Genomic DNA, 17,486 nt, shown 5'->3' on the forward strand with positions numbered 1-17,486 from the left:
TCGTGCTTCACGAAAGGCTGTGTATGGACATGAATCTCTCCCGCCGCGAGTTCCACCGGGCCGCGGCCAACATGCTGATCGCCTCCTCCGCCGGGGGGCTGCTCATGGGCGCCGCCAGCCCGCTGTTCGCGCAGCAGGCCCGCCAGGTCAGGCTCGGCACATTCGGTGCCATCGACGCGCAGAACTACATCCGCGCGAAGAACCGGTCGGCGGCGACGTTCGGCCCTGGCGTCGACAGCGAGTTCGTGACCGTGCGCGCCGGCTCCGAGGTGATCTCGGCGATGGCCGGCGGCAGCCTGGACATGTGCAACGTGGGCTCCAGCCCGATGATGGTCGGCTATGCCAACGGGCTGCAGGCGTCGATGGTCTACGTCTACAAGAACATCGTCGACAGCGAATGCCTGGCGGTGCAGGGCAACTCGGGCATCACCGACGTCGCGGGGCTCAAGGGCAAGCGCATCGGCCTGCCGTTCAACACGTCGGTGCATTTCGCCGCCGTCGCGGCGCTCAGGTCGGCCGGCCTGGGCCTCAAGGACGTGCAGCTCATCAACATGCGCTCGGACCAGATCGTCTCGGCCTGGCAGCGCAGGGAGATCGACGCCAGCTACATCTGGGTGCCGGTGCTGCCGCGCCTGGTCGATGACGGCGGCAAGATCATCTTCAAGACGGGCGACCTGAACAAGCAGAAGCTGGTGATCTTCGACGGCCTGCTGGTGCGCAACGAGTTCAAGGAGAAATCGCCGGACCTGGTGCTCGCGTTCCTCAAGGACTACGAGAAGCTCGCGCGCACCTTCAAGGAAGAACCCAAGGAAGTGGTCGACACCATGACGCGCTTCCTCAACGTGGACGAGGCGGCGGTGATGCGCTCGCTCAACACCTTCTATCCGGTGCCCGCGCGCGAGCAGTTGACCAGCGCCTGGATGGGCAAGCCCGGCGAGAAGGACACCGGCGTGCTCAACACCTTGCAGACGCAGGCGCAGTTCCTGCTGGAAGCCGGGCAGATCACGGCGATGCCCAAGGACCTCGCCGCACTGGTCGACTCCAGTTTCGTCGCCCGCATGGCCGCCTGACACAGCATGCAGATGTCTTCACACGCGGCATTGCCGGCCGATGCCGCTACCGGCGTGCCCAAGGTGCGCTTCGACCGCATCACCAAGTGCTTCGGCAAGGGCGCCGAGGCGGTGCAGGCGCTGGAACCCGTCACGCTGGACATCGCCGAGGGGGCCTTCACCTGCCTGCTCGGCCCGTCGGGCTGCGGCAAGAGCACGCTGCTCAACATCCTGGCCGGCTTCGAGCGGCCCACGGCAGGCGAGGTCTTCATGGACGGGCAGCCCGTGCAGGGACCGGACCCGCGCCGCGGCGTCGTCTTCCAGCAAGGCGCGCTGTTCACCTGGATGAACGTTCGGGACAACGTCGCCTTCGGTCCGCTGGCCACGGGCAAGTCGCAAGCCGAGGCGGGGCGCATTGCCGACCGGTTCCTGGAGATGGTGGGGCTTGCCGGCTTCGCAAGGCGCTACCCCTACGAGCTCTCGGGCGGCATGCAGCAGCGGGTGGGCATCGCGCGCGCGCTGGCCAACGACCCCGAGATCCTGCTGATGGACGAGCCTTTCGCCGCACTGGATGCGCAGACGCGCGAACTGCTGCAAGAGGAGATCAAGCGCATATGGCACGAGACCCGCAAGACGGTGCTGTGGATCACGCACAGCATCGACGAGGCGCTGTTTCTCGCGACGGACATCGCGGTAATGTCCGCGCGCCCGGGCCGGATCAAGGCCACCTTCAGGCCGGAGTTCGCCCGCAGCAGCGATCCGTCGGTGGTGACGAGCCCGGAGTTCGCGCGCATGAAGGCGCAGATCTTCGGCCTGCTGCGCGAGGAAGCGCTCGCCGCGCAACGGCAGGAGGCGGCATGAGCGGCGCGTCGACCTCCGCATCGCACGGGGCCGGCCGCTCGCGCTGGATCAACCTCGCGTCGTTCGCCGCGCTGCTGGCCGTGTGGTTCCTGATCACCGCACCGCTGGTGGACGGCAAGCCGCTGGTCGCTCCGCTGTTCCTGCCGTCGCCCGGCGCGGTGTGGCAGACCGTGCTGCAGCTGATGGCCAACGGCTACCAGGGCAAGACGCTGGGCCACCACATTGCCATCAGCCTGTTCCGCTTCGGCGTGGCTTTTGCGCTCACGGTGCTCATCGCGGTACCGCTGGGCCTTTGGATGGGAATGAACGAGACGGTCAAGGCCGTGCTGGATCCGCCGATCGAGATCACGCGGCCGATGCCCAAGCTGGCGCTGCTGCCGCTGCTGATCATCTGGTTCGGCATCGGCGAGGTCTCGAAGATCGTGATCATCATCCTGGCGCTGTTCCCGATCCTGTCGATCAGCGCCATGCAGGCCGTGCGCGGCGTCGGGCGGCGCAAGGTGCAGGCCGCGCTGGCACTCGGCGCATCGCGGTCCATGGTGTTCCGGCGCGTGATCTTCCCGGCGAGCCTGCCGGGCATCTTCACCAGCATCCGCGTGAGCATCGGCATCGGCGTGACCATGCTGGTGGGCGCCGAGATGATCGCGACCAACGCCGGGATCGCCTACATGGCCATGTCGGCATCGGATTTCCTGCTCACCAGTGTCGTGATCGTCGGCTCTCTGATCATGGCCATCCTGGGCTATGCGCTCGACCTCCTGGCGCGAGCGCTCGAAAACAAGGTAGTCCACTGGGGTGGCAAGGAAGGATGAACGGCAACATGACGACACAAGACATTGCACGCCTGCCCGAGCACGGCATCGCGCTGCCCGAACTCGAGCGCATGCTGGCGGACGCCGGCCGCGACGACGTCGACTGGCGCAACGGCCGGGTCCCGATGTTCATCCACTTCGCCGGCGACGACGTCCTCGAAGTGGCCAAGAAGGCGTACCTCATGTACTTCTCGGAGAACGGGCTGGGGCCGCGCGCGTTCGGCAGCCTGGCCAAGTTCGAGCGCGAGGTGGTGCAGATGGGGCTGGGCCTGCTGCACGGCGATGCGCAGGCACGCGGCGCCATGACCACCGGCGGCACCGAGAGCATCTTCCTGGCGGTCAAGTGCGCGCGCGACCGGGCCCTGCAGAAGCGCCCGGGCATGGGCAAGCCCCGCATCGTGATGCCGCACAGCGCGCACCCGGCCTTCGACAAGGCTGCGCATTTCCTGGGCCTGGAGGCGGTGCGCACGCCGCTGGGAGAGGATCTGTGCGCGGACGTGGCGGCGATGCGCGCGGCGATCACGCCAGACACGGCCATGCTCGTCGGCTCCGCGCCGTCGTATCCGCACGGCGTGGTCGACCCCATCCCCGCGATCGCCGCCCTGGCGCGCGAGCATGGCCTGTGGATGCACGTCGACGCGTGCGTGGGCGGCTATTTCGCGCCCTTCGCCCGCGAGTTGGGCGCCGACATTCCCGATTTCGACTTCAAGGTCGAGGGCGTCACGTCGATCTCCGCCGACCTGCACAAGTACGGCTACACGGCCAAGGGCGCCTCGACGCTCTTCTTTGCCGACCCGGAGTCCTTCGCGCTGATGGGCTACTACTTCGACGACTGGCCGCGCGGCCAGTACTTCACCCACACGCTGGTCGGCACGCGGCCCGGCGGCGCCATCGCCGCGGCGTGGGCCGTGATGAACTACCTCGGCCACGAAGGCTACCTGCGCGTGGCGGCCAGGGTGATCGCCACCCGCCGCGCCATGCAGGCCGGGCTGGACCCGTTGGGCATGCACACGTTCGGCAGGCCAGAGCTGTCGATCTTCGCCTTCGGCTCGCCCGAGCGCGACATGGCGGCGGTGGGCAAGGGCATGTCGGCCCGCGGCTGGACGGTGGGTTACTCCAACGTGCCGCCGGGCATCCACCACATGCTCAACCTGACGCACGAGCCGGTCGTGGGGCAGTACCTGGCGGACATGAAGGCCGTGCTCGCCGACCCTTCGACGAAGGCTTCGGCGGGTTCCGGCCGGATCGACGCCGTCTACTGAACGGCCCGGCCCCCGCCGGTCAGGCCGAGTCTGCGCGCGTGGCCGGATCGGCCACGTCCGGCACCACGCGCGCGTAGCGCTGGAAGCTCCAGTACGCGCTGGCCCAGTCCATCAGCACCACCAGTCGGTTGCGAAAGCCGATCAGGAAGTAGATGTGGGCGAACAGCCAGAACTGCCACGCCAGGCGCCCGCTCATCCGGAATGGGCCGAAGGGCGTGGCCAGGTCGACCACGGCCGAGTTGCGCCCGATGGTCGCGAGGTTGCCGTAGTCGGCGTAGCGGAAGGCCTCGGTGGCCTGGCCGCGCAGGCGCGCCAGGATATTGCGCGCGGCCGTGCGGCCCATCTGCTTGGCCGCCGGCGACACGCCCGGGACCGGCGCCGGCGCCTTGCCCGGCACGTGGCTCTGGGCCGCGGCGAGGTCGCCCACCACGCTGATCTCGGGATGGCCGGGCAGGCTCAGGTCGGGCTGCACCAGCACGCGCCCGGCGCGGTCCGACTCGGCGCCCGTCGCCTCGGCCAGCAGCCGGCCCAGCGGCGACGCGGCCACGCCGGCGGCCCACACCATGCAGTGGCTGTCGATGCGCTCGCTGCCGCCGTCGGGCATGCCGATGCTCAGGCCCGCCGCGTCGATGGCGGTCACCCGCGCGTTCAGGCGCACCTGCACCCCGAGCTTGCGCAACTGGTCGAGCGCCTTGGCGCTGAGCGATTCGGGCATGGCCTGCAGCACGCGCGTGTTGCCCTCGATCAGCAGCACCTGCGCGCTGGCCGGGTCGATGCGGCGGAACTCGCCGGCCAGCGTGTGCCGCGCGATCTCCGCCATGGTGCCGGCCATCTCCACGCCGGTCGGGCCGGCGCCGATGACAGCGAATGTCAGCATGGCCCGGCGGCGCTGCGGATCGCTCTCGCGCTCGGCGCTCTCGAATGACATCAGCATGCGCCGGCGGATCTCGAAAGCGTCCGCCAGCGTCTTGAGGCCCGGTGCATGCGCGGCCCATTCGTCGTGGCCGAAGTAGCTGTGCGTGGCGCCGGCGGCGACGATCAGGTGGTCGTAGCCGATGCGGTTGCCGTCGGCCAGCGTGACGGCGCGCCCGTGCGGATCGATGGCGGTGACCTCGGCCAGCAGCGTGGTCACGTTTTCACGGCCGCGGAACAGCACCCGCACCGGCGCCGCGATGGACGGCGCCGCCAGCCCCGCGGTCGCCACCTGGTAGAGCAGCGGCTGGAAGAGATGATGGTTGGTGCGCTCGATGATGGTCACGTCGACGTCGGAGCGGCTGAGCAGGCGGGTGGCCTCGAGGCCGCCGAACCCGCATCCCACGACGACGATGTGCGGGCGTTGCGCCCTGGCTGTGGCCGGTGCGTTCATGCGCCGCATCATACGGAGCGCGGCCCGGCGCTGCCGCATGCGCCCATGTCCTACCTGCGCCGGTCGCGAAAATCGGCTAGAAAGTCGAGTCCGCAATCATCAGGGACAAGATCGATGCCGCTTGCAAGCATCTCGTTGCGCACCGCGCGCAGCGCGCTCGACGACCGATACCGGGCGGTGCGCAGCCACAGCGTGGCGCTGGCAGCGCCCCTCACGGCGGAAGACCAGTGCGTCCAGTCCATGGCCGACGCCAGTCCCACCAAGTGGCATCTGGCGCACACCACCTGGTTCTTCGAGACCGTCGTGCTTCAGCCGCACCTGGACGGCTACCGGCCGTTCGACACGCGCTGGCACTTCCTGTTCAACTCCTACTACGAGGCGCTCGGGCCGCGCCACCCGCGCCCGCATCGCGGCCTGCTCACCAGGCCCGGCCTGGACGAGGTGCATGCCTATCGCGCCCACGTGGACGCGGCCATGCGGCAGCTGCTGGCGCAACTCGACGGTGCCGATGGCGAAGCGCGCTGGCGCCGCATCGAGCCGATCGTCACGCTGGGGCTGCATCACGAGCAGCAGCACCAGGAGCTGCTGCTCACCGACATCCTGCACGCCTTCTGGTGCAATCCGCTGCTGCCGGCCTACGCGCCGCCCGCCGCGCCGGCACTGCGGCTGGCGTCGGTGGAGGACCGGAGCGACCCCTGGATCGACCTGCATGGCGGTGTCGTGCAGGTGGGCCACGACGGCGAAGGGTTCTCTTTCGACAACGAGACGCCGCGGCATGCGGCGTTGCTGCAGCCGTGCCGCGTGGCGCGCCGGCTGGTCACCTGTGGCGAGTTTGCGCAGTTCATCGAGGACGGCGGCTATCGCACGCCTTCGCTGTGGCTGTCCGACGGCTGGGCCATGGTGCAGGCCCAGGGCTGGGACGCGCCCGCCTACTGGCTGGCGCCGGACGATCCCCGCGTGACGCGCGGCGGCGGCGAAGGCGATGGCTGGCAGGTGTTCGGCCTGCACGGGTTGCGGCCGATGGACCCGCTGGCGCCAGTGGCGCAACTGAGTTTCTACGAGGCCTCCGCCTTCGCCGAATGGGCCGGCGCGCGCCTGCCCACCGAGTTCGAATGGGAAGCGGCGAGCCCGCAGGTGGCGCAGGCCACCGGCCACGTGTGGCAATGGACGCGGTCCTCCTATGACCCGTACCCCGGCTTCCGGCCGCTACCGGGCGTGGCCGCCGAATACAACGGCAAGTTCATGGTGGGGCAACTGGTGCTGCGCGGCGGCAGCCTGGCCACGCCGGCCGGCCATGCGCGGCCGAGCTATCGCAACTTCTTTCCGCCGGCCGCCCGCTGGCAGTTTTCCGGGCTGCGGCTCGCCAAGGACATCACATGACGCCTCGAGCCCCACTGCGCTTTCCCGCCGCCTCCCGGTCCGACGAAGCACAGGTCGACGACGGATTCGGCCGCGAACTGCTTCAGGGCCTGACGGCCAGGCCGCGCAGCCTCTCGCCCAAGTTCTTCTACGACGCGGCGGGGTCGCAGCTGTTCGATGCCATCTGCGAGCTGCCCGAGTACTACCCCACGCGTACCGAACTGGCCATCCTCGCCACGCATGCCGGCGAGATCGCCCAGCGCATCGGGCCCGATGCCGAGATCGTGGAGTTCGGCGCGGGCTCGCTACGAAAGGTGCGGCTGCTGCTCGATGCGCTCGAGACGCCGCGCCGCTTCGTGCCGATCGATATCTCGGGCGAACACCTCGAAGGCGCCGCGAAGCGGCTGCGCGCCGAGTACCCGCAGCTGCCGGTGCATCCGGTGGTGGCCGACTACACGCGTCCGTTCGACCTGCCGCCGCAGCTGCCGGGCAGCCGGCGCCGGGTCGGCTTCTTTCCGGGCTCCACGCTGGGCAACTTCAATCCCCAGGAGGCCTTGGCCTTCCTGCAGGGCGCGGCGCACGTGCTGCGCGGCGGCGGGCTGCTGATCGGGGTCGACCTGGTCAAGGACCCAGCTGTCCTGCATGCGGCATACAACGACGCGCAGGGCGTGACGGCGCGCTTCAACCTCAACCTCTTGCAGCGCGCCAATCGCGAGCTGGGCGCCGACTTCGACGCCGGCGGCTTCTTTCATGCGGCCTTCTACAACGCGCCGCTGCAGCGCGTCGAGATGCACCTGGTGAGCCGCCGCGCGCAGACCGTGCGGCTGCTCGGCCAGCAGTTGCCGTTCGCCGAAGGCGAGACCATCCACACCGAGAACTCGCACAAGTTCACGGTCGAGGGGCTGCGCGCATTGGCGCTGCGCGCCGGCTTCGGCATCGGGCCGGTCTGGATCGATCCCGAGCGGCTGTTCAGCGTGCATTGGCTGCCGGCGGCACAATAGCCGGGCTGGCCATGAAGACCCGCGGCATGCGCGGGCCGGCCCGGAGAACACAAGCGTATGAAAGCCACATGGAATGGCGTGACCATTGCCGAGAGCGATGACACGGTGCTGGTCGAAGGCAACCACTACTTCCCGATCGACGCGCTCAAGCGCGAGTACGTCACCTTCAGCAACCACCGCACCACCTGCCCGTGGAAAGGGCAGGCGAGCTACTACTCGCTGCTGGTCGACGGCGAGCTCAATGCCGACGCCGCCTGGTACTACCCCGATCCCAAGCCCGAGGCGGAAATGGTGCGCGACCGGGTCGCCTTCTGGAAAGGCGTGAAGGTCGCGGCGTGACGCGCGAGTTCTCGCCGCCGGGCACGACGCCGGACCGGCTGCCGACCGCGCTGCGCGAAGACGGTTATGCGGTACTGGAGCCCGACGCCACGGCGCGCTGGCTCGAGCTCCCGTTGGCAGACCTGGACGCGCTGCGCCCCGACTGGGATGCGCTGCCGCCGGACGAATACCTGAAGGACGGCGGGCGCTACCGTACGCGCCGGCATGCCTGCTTCGTCGCCGACGGTGCGCGCATCGCTCAGGTGCCGCACCGCTCGCACTGGCAGCCGGTGGAATACAACGCGCTGCATGGCGGCATGCAGCGGTGGTTTGCGCCGATGCTCGAAGGCACGGTGGCGCGCCCCGCCTGGCAGCGCCTGCTGGGCCGACTGGCCGACGCCGCCAGTGCGCTGCGCGGGCCGCGGCCGTGGTTCATCGAGGCGCACCAGTTCCGCATCGACACCGCCGGCGGCATCGGCCGGCCGACGCCCGAGGGCGCGCACCGCGACGGTGTGGATCTCGTGGCGGTGGCGCTGGTGGGGCGCCACAACGTCAAGGGCGGCGAGACGCGCGTGTTCGAGGCCGACGGCCGGCGCGGCGAGCGCTTCACCATGAGCGAGCCGTGGACGCTGATGCTCATCGACGATGCCCGCGTGATCCACGAATCGACCCCGATCCAGCCCGTGGCCGAGGGCGAGCCGGGGTGGCGCGACACGCTCGTCATCACCTGCCGCCAGGGCGCATTCCAGGGCGACTGAGCGCGCCCGCGCATTTGCGCACACCGGGGGGACGAAGATCGGCCATTGCCGATTCCCCCCAGATGCGGCCACGCCACGAGCCTGTACAGTCGGACCCGTTCGACTTGCGGATTCAAGGAAAGCGAGGTCCATCATGTTCAATCACATCCTGGTACCGATCGACGGCTCCGAAGCCTCGATGACTGCCGTGAGCAAGGCCAGCGGCCTGGCCCTGGCCTTCGGCAGCCGGATCACGCTGATCCACGTGATCGACAACTATCCCTTCATCGGTGTCGGCGCCGACTATGCGCTCGGCCAGAACGAATACCTGGCGGCCGCCACCTCCAGTGCGAACGCGGCCCTGGCACGCGGCGTGGCGGCGCTCGCGGCCGAGGGCCTGCACAGCGACCAGCGCGTGATCGACGGGCACGTGGTCCACGAGGGCATCGTAGACACCGCGAATGCGCTCGAGTGCGACCTGATCGTCATGGGCTCGCATGGGCGGCATGGCATCGAGAAACTGCTGCTGGGCAGCGTCACGCAGCGCGTGCTGCAGGAGGCGCGTATGCCGGTACTGGTGGTGCGCAGCTGACCGCTGCCGCGCCCGCGTGCCTCAATGGGGCCCGGGCGGCACGAATGGCGCGGGGCAGTCGAAGCGCATGGGCTGCCCGCTGCGCGGATGCGCGAAGGCCAGGGCGCTGGCATGCAGCAGCAACCGCGGCGCGCGGGCGCGCACGGCTGCATCGCCATAGAGCGCATCGCCCAGGATGGGATGACCGATGTGTGCCAGATGCACCCGCAGCTGGTGCGAGCGGCCCGTGTGTGGCGCCAGCAGCAGCCACGCGGCGTGCAGTTCCCGATATGCCGCCTTGACCCGCCACAGCGTCAGGCTCGGGCGGCCGGCGGCGTCCACCTTCTGCAGCGGCCGGCGCGGCCAGTCGGCCATGAGCGGCGCATCGATGCTGTGCCAGCCGTCGCCCGGGGCGGACTGCGGCGCGGGCAGTCCGTCGACCACCGCTTCATAGCGCTTGTCCACGGCGCGGGTGGCGAAGGCCTGGCTCAGCAGGCGCTGCATCGCCAGGCCGCGGGCCATCAGCACCAGGCCGCTGGTGGACAGGTCGAGCCGGTGCACCACCAGCGCGTCCGGCCAGCGCGCCTGGGCCCGGGCCGAGAGGCAATCGGCCTTGTGCGCGCCGCGCCCCGGCACCGACAGCAGGCCGGAAGGCTTGTCGAACACCAGCAGGTCGGCGTCTTCGTGCAGCAGTGCGAGGCCCGGCGGCGGCTCGTAGGGAAGGTCTTCGGCAGTCATGGGCGGCAGCTGTGCGGCGCTGGCTGTCATCGTACTGGCATGCGCGCGCGCTACGGTTCGGTTCATTCAGGTCCACACACCCTTTGCTGCCGTGTCATTTCCCTTCATCCCCTTCGTGAACCCGTCGATCGTCGCGCGGCGAGTGCTGGCGACCACCGTCCAGGCCTGGCAACTCGCCGATGAACAGTGCCGAGCGCCCAGGCGCCCGCGCGGCCCGCAAGGCCCCGGTTGTCGCCGGAATGTCATGCAACTGTCATAAAGTCCGCGCATTCTCTTCTGTCCGAGGAAGAGCAGGATCTGTCATGAACGCGATCAAGCGCGCCCGCCATTTCATCGAACAAAACCCGCAGGAGCGGGCTGCCAAGGTGCTGTCCAGCCTGGTGCTGGCATTGGAGACGGAGCACAGCTTCGAACTGTCCCAGCTCTACGAGCTGGACCTGGCCGCGTTCGAGCTGGCCATCGAGATCCTGAAGGAATGGCGGCTCGACCGCTACTACGCCGGCAAGGCCAAGCTGTTCGACATCTCGTTGCAGCTGTCGCAGATGAAGTCCTGACGCCAGCCCGGCGTGCCGCTCCTGCGGCCGCTGTCTTCGTCCTGTCATCGAGCGCACGCAGCATGCGCGCGCATGAATTGGAAACAAAAAGATACAGATAACTCCGGCGCGGCGCAGGCTGCGCGCCGCCGCTTTCTTCGGGTTGCCGGCGACTTGGGCGTGGCGGCGATGGCGACACCGTGGCTGCTGCCTGCCCGGGCCCAGCCAGCGCCCGCGCCACGCGGTGAAGGCGCCGGCGCACGACCCGGCGTGACGCAACTGCTGGACATGTCGGCCGACCAGCAGCAGCTCTCGCGGGACTACGCCACCGGCATCCGACTGGCCTTTGCCGAGCTCGGTGCAAACGGCATGCCGGTGCCGCAACTGTCGACCATCGAGACCGACGGCAGCACCGCCGCAGCGCGCCAGGCCTTGCAGGCGCTGCGTGCCGATGCGCGCCAGGTGGCGCTGGTCGGCACGGTGGGCGAGGCGCTGTCGCTGGCCAGCCTGGCGGAGACGGCGCAGTTGCAGATGGAGATCGCGCATGTCGCGCCCTGGCTGGCGGACCCGCGCATGGATGCCGACCCGCGTCTGTTCGCGCTGTTCGCCTCGCGCGAGGCGCAGATCCGCTACGTGCTGCGCACGCTCTCCGTGGCCGGCGTGAACGAGCTCGGGGTGGTCTACCCGGCTGGACGCAATGCCCAGGCCCTTCAGGCCGGCATGGGCGCCGTGGCCGGACGGCTGGGCCTGCGCACGCGCGACTTCGTGCTGCAGGCCGGCCGCAACCTGGCACCCCAGGCCGCCGCGCTGCCGCCGGACGCGCCGTACTTCCTGCTTTTCATGGGCGGCGCCATCGAGCTGGCCCTGTTCACCCAGGGCCTGGCCCGGGGCGCGGGCAGGCACTACCTGCTGTGCCTGTCGGACGTGGACACCAACACCTTCGTGCAGCTGAGTCCCGGCAAGTCGGTGCCGGTCATCTTCACCGACGTCGTGCCCAACCCGCTGACCAGCAAGCTGGCGGTGGTGCGGGCCTATCGCGAAGCGCTGCAGCGGCTGTTCGACGAGGCCCCGTCGACGGTGAGCCTGGCCGGCTACCTGGCCGGGCGCTACGCCGCCACGGTCATCGCCGCGGCGGGCCCGGCGCCGACCCGCGCACGCGTGCTGGCGGAGTTCCAGCGCCGCCGCCCGCTGGACCTGGACGGCTGGCGCCTGGAGTTCGACGAGCACGGACGCGCCAGCCGCTTCGTCAGCCAGACCCTGCTCAACACGCGCGGCGAATTCGTGGGCTGATCGCGCCGCCGGTGTTCGTCATGCGGTGTTCACCGCGCTGTCACGGCGCGTGCCTAGCCTTGCGCCCGGCGACGAGGCCCGTCGGCGACCGGCAGCGGAACGGTGGGGCGGCCGCCATGGCATGACGCACCGATCCACCAACGAGGAGGACCCCACCCCGTGACGACGCGACGCACCTTCCTGAAAAACGCCGGCATGGCTTCTGCCGCGCTTGCCGGCCTGCCCGACAGCATCCAGCGCGCCCTGGCCATCCCGGCGCACGACAAGCACCGATCCATCCGCGATGTCGAGCACATCGTCATCCTGATGCAGGAGAACCGATCCTTCGACATGTACTTCGGCTCGCTGCGCGGCGTACGGGGTTTCGGCGACCGCTTCACCATCCCGCTGCCCGATGGCCGCAGCGTGTGGCACCAGCTCGACGCGGAGGGCCAGCCGGTGCTGCCCTATCACCTGGACGGCAGCCAGGGCAACGCGCAGCGCTTCTCGGGTACGCCCCATTCGTGGGCCGACGGGCAGGCGGCCTGGGACGGTGGACGCATCGAGCAATGGGCACGCTACAAGACGCCCGCGTCCATGGGCTATTTCCTTCAGCCGGAGCTGCCTTTCCAGTGGGCGCTGGCCAACGCCTTCACCATCTGCGACGCCTACCACTGCTCGATGCATACGGGCACCAATTCCAACCGCATGTTCCTGTGGACCGGCACCAACGGGCCCGGCGGCGCGGGCGTGGCGACGGTCAACAACGAATGGGACTCGATCGGCCCGTCCACGCAGGGCTATGCGTGGAAAACGTACCCCGAGCGCCTGCAGGAGGCTGGCGTGAGCTGGATCACCTACCAGTGGATGCCGGACAACTTCGGCGACAACCCGCTGGCCGGCTTCCGGCAGTATCGGCTGGCCAACGAGCGCTCCGGCAAGCCGGTGAGCAACGACGGGCCGTCGCCCGCCTACGATCCGGCCAGCGACGACATCGGCAATCCGCTGTACAAGGGAATCGCCAACACGCTGCCCGACGGCGGCTACCTGGCGCAGTTCCGCGATGACATCAGGAACGGCAAGCTGCCGCAGGTGTCGTGGATAGTCGCGCCGGCGGCCTATTCCGAGCATCCCGGTCCGTCGAGCCCGGTGCAGGGTGCGTGGTACATCCAGGAGACGCTGGACGCGCTCACTGCCGTGCCGGAGGTGTGGAGCAAGACCGTGCTGTTCGTCAACTTCGACGAGAACGACGGCTACTTCGATCACGTGCCGTCGCCATCGGCCCCGTCGATCAACCCCGACGGCACGCCCGCCGGCAAGACGACGCTGCCGCAGCGCGAGCTGGCGCTCGAGTATTTCAACCATCCGAACCCGCCGGGCACCACCGGCCAGCCGCAACCCGACGGCCGGGTCTACGGCCCCGGCGTTCGTGTGCCGATGTACGTCATCTCGCCATGGAGCCGGGGCGGCTGGGTGAACTCGGAGGTGTTCGACCACAGCTCGGTCATCCGCTTCATCGAGAAGCGCTTCGGTGTCAGGGAGCCGAACATCGGCGGCTTTCGCCGCGCCGTATGCGGCGACCTGACGAGCGCCTTCAACTTCGCCAACCCGAACGGAGAGCAACTGCCCGCACTGGCCGGGCGCCGCTCGCGCGACGAGGCCGATCAACTGCGCGCGGCGCAGGCGCTGCTGCCGCCGATCCAGCCACCGGCCGACCCGCGCCTGCCGCGCCAGGAAAGCGGCGTGCGCCCGTCGCGTGCCCTGCCGTACGAACTGCACGTGAGCGCACGCACGCGCGAGCGGCAGGGCTTCGTGCGCCTGCTGTTCGCCAATCGCGGCGAGGCCGGCGCGGTGTTCCACGTCTACGACCGCCTGCACCTCGACCGGCTGCCGCGTCGCTTTGCGGTGGAGGCCGGCAAGCACCTCGACGACGACTGGGACGTCTTCGCCGATGGCGGGCGCTACGACTTGTGGGTGCTGGGGCCGAACGGCCTGCACCGCCACTTCCAGGGCGACGTGGGGCGGCTTCGCGCCGGCGGGTCGCCGGATCCGGAAATCCGCGTGGGCTATGCGCCGCGCCGCGGCGACCTGCACCTGAAGCTGCGCAACGATGGCGAGCGCGCCTGCACCTTCATCGTCACGGCCAGGGCCTATCGCAACGACGGGCCGTGGCGCGTCAAGGTGCGCGGCGGCGACGAGGAAGAGCTGCAGTGGAACGTCGAGGCCAGCGGCTGCTGGTACGACTTCGAGGTGCGTTGCGACGCGGATGACCGCTACCTGCGCCGCTTCGCCGGCCGCATGGAGACCGGCGCGCATTCCGTGAGCGACCCCGCGGTGTAGGCCGGCGCTCGCCTTTGCCTGCCTCGAACCTGCTCGACACGGGCGCCGCCCTGGCCGCGAACTACGGCGGCGACGAGGCCGGCCTGATCTGCGGCTTCATGTTCGGCCCCGACGGATTGGGCCGGCCGCTGGACTCGGCCGCGGCGGCACGCTGGCTCGACGCCGACCCGCCGGCGTCGGACGGGCGCTTTGCCTGGCTGCACTTCAACCTGGCGCAGGTGGCGGCCGAGCGCTGGCTTGTGCGCCATGCCGGCCTCGCGCCGGAGTTCTACGAGATGCTGCACGAGGGCGTTGCATCGACCCGCATCGAACGGGTCGAGCAGGCGCTCAACGCGGTGGTCAACGACGTGCATTTCGACTTCGAGCTGGACGCGTCCGACATCTCCACTCTGTGGATCAGCGTCGACCGCCGCCTGGTCGTCACCGCACGGCGCCAGCCGCTGCGTTCGGTGGACCGGTTGCGCGTGGCCATCGGCCGCGGCGACGCCATCCGATCCACCGCCGACCTGCTCGAGCGGCTGATGCGCACGCAGGCGGACGTGCTGGTGGGCATCGTGCGCTCGGTCACGGCGCGGGTGGACCGCATCGAGGACGAACTGCTGGCCGGTCGCGCCGCGGCACGGCGCGCGCGCCTGGGCGGGGTGCGCCGCGTGCTGGTGCGGCTGCAGCGCCTGCTGGCACCCGAGCCGGCGGCGCTGTTCCGCCTGCTGCAGACGCCGCCGCGCTGGATGGCGACCGAGGACGTGCAGGAACTGCGCGCCGCCGCCGAGGAGTTCTCGGTGGTGCTGCACGACATGCAGTTGCTGCAGGAGCGCATCAAGCTGCTGCAGGAAGAGGTGGCCGCCAGCGTCAATGAGGACAACAACCGCAGCCTGTACGTGCTCACGGTGGTGACCGTGCTCGCGCTGCCCATCAACATCCTGGCCGGCCTGTTCGGAATGAACGTGGGTGGCATTCCATTGGCCGACGACGACCATGGCTTCTGGATACTGGTGGCGCTGGTGGGCGCCTTCACCGTGGTGGCGCTGTGGCTGACGCTGCGCCGACAGCGCGGCCATCGGCGGGACTGACCCGCTGCACCGGACGCTGTCACGATGCGTTCATCGCGCCGACACCGTGGCGACACCGAGCCCGGCAAGCATGAGCGTCCATGCAACGTGAAGACGCATTCATCGCCGCATGGCGCGAACCACAGGCCGATTCGCAGCCTGCCGTGGCCGAGGAGGGCGCGCCGCGGCCGGTGCAGAAGTACCGCACGCTGTGGATCTCCGACCTGCACCTGGGCACCCCGGGCTGCCAGGCCCGGGCGCTGCTCGACTTTCTCAAGCACACCGAATGCGCGACGCTGTTCCTCGTCGGCGACATCATCGACGGCTGGCAGCTGCGTCGCCAGTGGTACTGGCCGCAGGCGCACAACGACGTGATCCAGAAGTTGCTGCGCAAGGCGCGCCACGGCACGCGAGTGATCTTCGTGCCCGGCAACCACGACGAGTTCGCGCGCAAGTACCTGGGCAACAACTTCGGCGGCGTCGAGGTGGCCGAGGAATGGGTGCACGAGACGGCAGACGGGCGGCGCCTGTGGGTGATCCACGGCGACCTGTTCGACGGCGTCATCCAGTGCGCCAAGTGGCTGGCGCACGTGGGCGATTCGCTCTACGAGTTCACGCTCAGGCTCAACAGGCACCTGAACTCGCTGCGCGCCCGCATGGGTCTGCCGTACTGGTCGCTGTCGCGCTACCTCAAGGGCAAGGTCAAGCGCGCGGTCAGCTACGTGAGCGACTTCGAGAGCGCGGTGGCGCGAGAGGCGCGCAAGCGCGGCATGCACGGCGTGGTGTGCGGCCACATCCACCAGGCCGAGCTGCGCGAGATCGATGGCATCACCTATGCCAACGACGGCGACTGGGTCGAAAGCCTCACCGCGCTGGCCGAGCACGCCGATGGGCGGCTCGAGGTGCTGCACTGGGAGGGGCAGATGCCGGCGCGGCGCGCCAGCAGGTCGCGCCCGTCACGCAACGCGGGCACCCCGGCTGCGGTGCAGGCATGACGCCCGCGCACGGCGGCACGGCACGTCGCACCATCGTCGACCTGGTCTACATCGATGCCGGCGGCGGCCACCGCGCGTCGGCCCTGGCGCTCGAGGCCGCCATCGCCCGGGCCGCCTTGCCATGGACCGTGCGCCGCGTGAACCTGCGCGAGATGCTCGATCCGCGCGATGCGTTCCGCGGCGTCACCGGCATGGACCCGGAAGACATCTACAACAGGCGCCTGGCGCGCGGCTGGACGGCGGGCCTGGCGCAGGAGCTCAAGCTGCTGCAGGGCCTGATCCGCTGGGGCCATGCTCCGTTGACGCGGCGCCTGCAGCGCAGCTGGCTGCGGCGCGAACCCGACCTGGTGGTCTCGCTCATCCCGAACTTCAACCGCGCGCTGTGCCATTCGCTCGCGGCCTGCCTGCCGGGCGTGCCCTACGTGACGGTGCTGACCGACCTGGCCGACCATCCGCCGCATTTCTGGATCGAGCCGGACCTGCCGCAGCACGTCGTGTGCGGCTCCGAACGGGCGCTGGCGCAAGCACGCATGGCCGGTGTGCCGGCGGCGCGCATCCATGCCACCTCCGGCATGTTGCTGCGCGCCGATTTCCATGACGTGCCGCCGGCCGACCCGCACGCGCGCGCGCTCGAGCGGCGGCGGCTCGGCCTCGACCCGGACGCGCCCGCCGCACTGGTGCTGTTCGGTGGCGAGGGCTCGCGCGCCATGCTCGACATTGCCCGGCGGCTGCCCGACACCCCGTTGATCCTCGCCTGCGGCCGCAACGAACGACTGGCGCAAGCATTGCGTGCGCTGCCGGGCGGGCGCGCGCCGCGCGTGGTGCTGGGCTTCACGCCGCACATCGCGCGCTACATGCGCCTGGCCGATTTCTTCATCGGCAAGCCGGGGCCCGGGAGCATCAGCGAGGCGGTGCAGATGGGCCTGCCGGTGATCGTGACCCGCAACCGCGCCACGTTGCCGCAGGAGCGCTACAACGCCCAGTGGGTATCCGAAAAAGGCGTGGGGCTGGTCATTCCCGGGTTTGCGCAGGTGGATGCGGCGGTGCGCGAGATGCGTGAGGGCCTGATGCACTTCCGGGCCGCCACGGCGCGGGTGCAGAACCGGGCCATCGACGAGTTGCCGCGTATCCTGGCGGCCATCCTGCGCGATGCGCAGCGGCCGGCCAAAGAGCAACTGGCGGCGTTCATGCCGGACGCCGCGCTGCGTGCACGCGCCTAGGCGAGA

At 69.8% G+C, this 17,486-nt stretch carries 17 protein-coding genes; 15 read left to right on the forward strand and 2 right to left on the reverse strand.

All coding sequences use genetic code 11. From position 1 onward, the window contains the following. Window positions 1-29: 29 nt before the first annotated feature. Genes VES41_RS16635 through VES41_RS16650 form a run of 4 tightly spaced genes read left to right on the forward strand, consistent with a single transcriptional unit; the run spans window position 30 to window position 3,984 of the window. Complete coding sequence (locus VES41_RS16635; protein ID WP_324819245.1) at window positions 30-1,070, forward strand: ABC transporter substrate-binding protein; 1,041 nt, start codon at window positions 30-32, stop codon at window positions 1,068-1,070. Between the two features lie 12 nt (window positions 1,071-1,082). After that, the gene (locus tag VES41_RS16640; RefSeq protein ID WP_324819248.1) at window positions 1,083-1,910 is read left to right on the forward strand and encodes an ABC transporter ATP-binding protein; all 828 of its coding nucleotides are present in this window, start codon (window positions 1,083-1,085) and stop codon (window positions 1,908-1,910) included. Continuing rightward, window positions 1,907-2,722 (forward strand): ABC transporter permease, encoded by an 816-nt coding sequence (locus tag VES41_RS16645; protein ID WP_324819251.1) that lies wholly within the window; start codon window positions 1,907-1,909, stop codon window positions 2,720-2,722. Before VES41_RS16640 ends, VES41_RS16645 begins: the two co-directional genes overlap by 4 nt. 8 nt (window positions 2,723-2,730) lie before the next feature. After that, window positions 2,731-3,984, forward strand: a complete 1,254-nt coding sequence (locus VES41_RS16650; RefSeq protein ID WP_324819254.1) for an aspartate aminotransferase family protein — start codon at window positions 2,731-2,733, stop codon at window positions 3,982-3,984. A gap of 19 nt (window positions 3,985-4,003) precedes the next feature. On the opposite strand, the gene VES41_RS16655 is transcribed toward VES41_RS16650, so the two are convergent. After that, window positions 4,004-5,350, reverse strand: a complete 1,347-nt coding sequence (locus tag VES41_RS16655) for an NAD(P)/FAD-dependent oxidoreductase (RefSeq protein ID WP_324819257.1) — start codon at window positions 5,348-5,350, stop codon at window positions 4,004-4,006. A 114-nt stretch (window positions 5,351-5,464) separates the two neighbouring features. On the opposite strand from VES41_RS16655, the gene egtB reads away from it, so the two are divergent. The 5 genes from egtB (at window position 5,465) to VES41_RS16680 (ending at window position 9,357) form a co-directional block, all read left to right on the forward strand. Further along, the gene (egtB, locus tag VES41_RS16660; RefSeq protein ID WP_324819260.1) at window positions 5,465-6,730 is read left to right on the forward strand and encodes an ergothioneine biosynthesis protein EgtB; all 1,266 of its coding nucleotides are present in this window, start codon (window positions 5,465-5,467) and stop codon (window positions 6,728-6,730) included. Next, window positions 6,727-7,710, forward strand: a complete 984-nt coding sequence (egtD, locus tag VES41_RS16665) for an L-histidine N(alpha)-methyltransferase (protein ID WP_324819263.1) — start codon at window positions 6,727-6,729, stop codon at window positions 7,708-7,710. Before egtB ends, egtD begins: the two co-directional genes overlap by 4 nt. A gap of 57 nt (window positions 7,711-7,767) precedes the next feature. Then, window positions 7,768-8,049: a DUF427 domain-containing protein gene (locus VES41_RS16670; RefSeq protein ID WP_324819266.1), complete on the forward strand. Its 282-nt coding sequence runs from the start codon at window positions 7,768-7,770 to the stop codon at window positions 8,047-8,049. Further along, on the forward strand, window positions 8,046-8,786 hold the full coding sequence (locus VES41_RS16675) for a 2OG-Fe dioxygenase family protein (RefSeq protein WP_324819269.1): 741 nt from the start codon (window positions 8,046-8,048) through the stop codon (window positions 8,784-8,786). The genes VES41_RS16670 and VES41_RS16675 overlap by 4 nt, the downstream gene beginning before the upstream one ends. Before the next feature lie 133 nt (window positions 8,787-8,919). After that, window positions 8,920-9,357 carry a universal stress protein gene (locus tag VES41_RS16680; RefSeq protein ID WP_324819272.1) on the forward strand — a complete coding sequence of 146 codons (438 nt, stop codon included), beginning with the start codon at window positions 8,920-8,922 and terminating at the stop codon, window positions 9,355-9,357. A 21-nt stretch (window positions 9,358-9,378) separates the two neighbouring features. Here the strand turns inward: VES41_RS16680 and VES41_RS16685 are convergent, their stop codons facing one another. Further along, window positions 9,379-10,074 carry an RluA family pseudouridine synthase gene (locus VES41_RS16685; protein ID WP_324819275.1) on the reverse strand — a complete coding sequence of 232 codons (696 nt, stop codon included), beginning with the start codon at window positions 10,072-10,074 and terminating at the stop codon, window positions 9,379-9,381. 302 nt (window positions 10,075-10,376) lie between these two features. Between VES41_RS16685 and VES41_RS16690 the strand changes: the two genes are divergently transcribed. The 6 genes from VES41_RS16690 to VES41_RS16715 all read left to right on the forward strand — a co-directional run bounded on the left by VES41_RS16690 (window position 10,377) and on the right by VES41_RS16715 (window position 17,480). Beyond that, window positions 10,377-10,628, forward strand: a complete 252-nt coding sequence (locus tag VES41_RS16690; RefSeq protein WP_324819277.1) for a hypothetical protein — start codon at window positions 10,377-10,379, stop codon at window positions 10,626-10,628. 249 nt (window positions 10,629-10,877) lie between these two features. Beyond that, on the forward strand, window positions 10,878-11,897 hold the full coding sequence (locus VES41_RS16695) for an ABC transporter substrate-binding protein (protein WP_324819279.1): 1,020 nt from the start codon (window positions 10,878-10,880) through the stop codon (window positions 11,895-11,897). A gap of 159 nt (window positions 11,898-12,056) precedes the next feature. Next, on the forward strand, window positions 12,057-14,216 hold the full coding sequence (locus VES41_RS16700) for a phosphocholine-specific phospholipase C (RefSeq protein WP_324819281.1): 2,160 nt from the start codon (window positions 12,057-12,059) through the stop codon (window positions 14,214-14,216). A 98-nt stretch (window positions 14,217-14,314) separates the two neighbouring features. Then, on the forward strand, window positions 14,315-15,286 hold the full coding sequence (locus VES41_RS16705; protein ID WP_324819559.1) for a transporter: 972 nt from the start codon (window positions 14,315-14,317) through the stop codon (window positions 15,284-15,286). A gap of 80 nt (window positions 15,287-15,366) precedes the next feature. Beyond that, complete coding sequence (locus VES41_RS16710) at window positions 15,367-16,260, forward strand: UDP-2,3-diacylglucosamine diphosphatase (RefSeq protein ID WP_324819285.1); 894 nt, start codon at window positions 15,367-15,369, stop codon at window positions 16,258-16,260. Continuing rightward, window positions 16,257-17,480, forward strand: a complete 1,224-nt coding sequence (locus tag VES41_RS16715; protein WP_324819287.1) for a glycosyltransferase — start codon at window positions 16,257-16,259, stop codon at window positions 17,478-17,480. Before VES41_RS16710 ends, VES41_RS16715 begins: the two co-directional genes overlap by 4 nt. The last annotated feature ends 6 nt before the right edge of the window (window positions 17,481-17,486 follow it).

The sequence above is a fragment of the Variovorax sp. genome (assembly GCF_035634955.1).
In the GTDB taxonomy this organism is placed as follows: Bacteria; Pseudomonadota; Gammaproteobacteria; order Burkholderiales; family Burkholderiaceae_C; genus Variovorax.

What these genes read in the sequence shown, in the direction of transcription:
- VES41_RS16635 (WP_324819245.1), top strand. Translation starts at nt 30, where the DNA reads ATGAATCTCTCCCGCCGCGAGTTCCACCGGGCCGCGGCCAACATGCTG.
- VES41_RS16640 (WP_324819248.1), top strand. Translation starts at nt 1,083, where the DNA reads ATGTCTTCACACGCGGCATTGCCGGCCGATGCCGCTACCGGCGTGCCC.
- VES41_RS16645 (WP_324819251.1), top strand. Translation starts at nt 1,907, where the DNA reads ATGAGCGGCGCGTCGACCTCCGCATCGCACGGGGCCGGCCGCTCGCGC.
- VES41_RS16650 (WP_324819254.1), top strand. Translation starts at nt 2,731, where the DNA reads ATGACGACACAAGACATTGCACGCCTGCCCGAGCACGGCATCGCGCTG.
- VES41_RS16655 (WP_324819257.1), bottom strand. Translation starts at nt 5,350, where the DNA reads ATGAACGCACCGGCCACAGCCAGGGCGCAACGCCCGCACATCGTCGTC.
- egtB (WP_324819260.1), top strand. Translation starts at nt 5,465, where the DNA reads ATGCCGCTTGCAAGCATCTCGTTGCGCACCGCGCGCAGCGCGCTCGAC.
- egtD (WP_324819263.1), top strand. Translation starts at nt 6,727, where the DNA reads ATGACGCCTCGAGCCCCACTGCGCTTTCCCGCCGCCTCCCGGTCCGAC.
- VES41_RS16670 (WP_324819266.1), top strand. Translation starts at nt 7,768, where the DNA reads ATGAAAGCCACATGGAATGGCGTGACCATTGCCGAGAGCGATGACACG.
- VES41_RS16680 (WP_324819272.1), top strand. Translation starts at nt 8,920, where the DNA reads ATGTTCAATCACATCCTGGTACCGATCGACGGCTCCGAAGCCTCGATG.
- VES41_RS16685 (WP_324819275.1), bottom strand. Translation starts at nt 10,074, where the DNA reads ATGACTGCCGAAGACCTTCCCTACGAGCCGCCGCCGGGCCTCGCACTG.
- VES41_RS16690 (WP_324819277.1), top strand. Translation starts at nt 10,377, where the DNA reads ATGAACGCGATCAAGCGCGCCCGCCATTTCATCGAACAAAACCCGCAG.
- VES41_RS16705 (WP_324819559.1), top strand. Translation starts at nt 14,315, where the DNA reads ATGTTCGGCCCCGACGGATTGGGCCGGCCGCTGGACTCGGCCGCGGCG.
- VES41_RS16710 (WP_324819285.1), top strand. Translation starts at nt 15,367, where the DNA reads ATGCAACGTGAAGACGCATTCATCGCCGCATGGCGCGAACCACAGGCC.
- VES41_RS16715 (WP_324819287.1), top strand. Translation starts at nt 16,257, where the DNA reads ATGACGCCCGCGCACGGCGGCACGGCACGTCGCACCATCGTCGACCTG.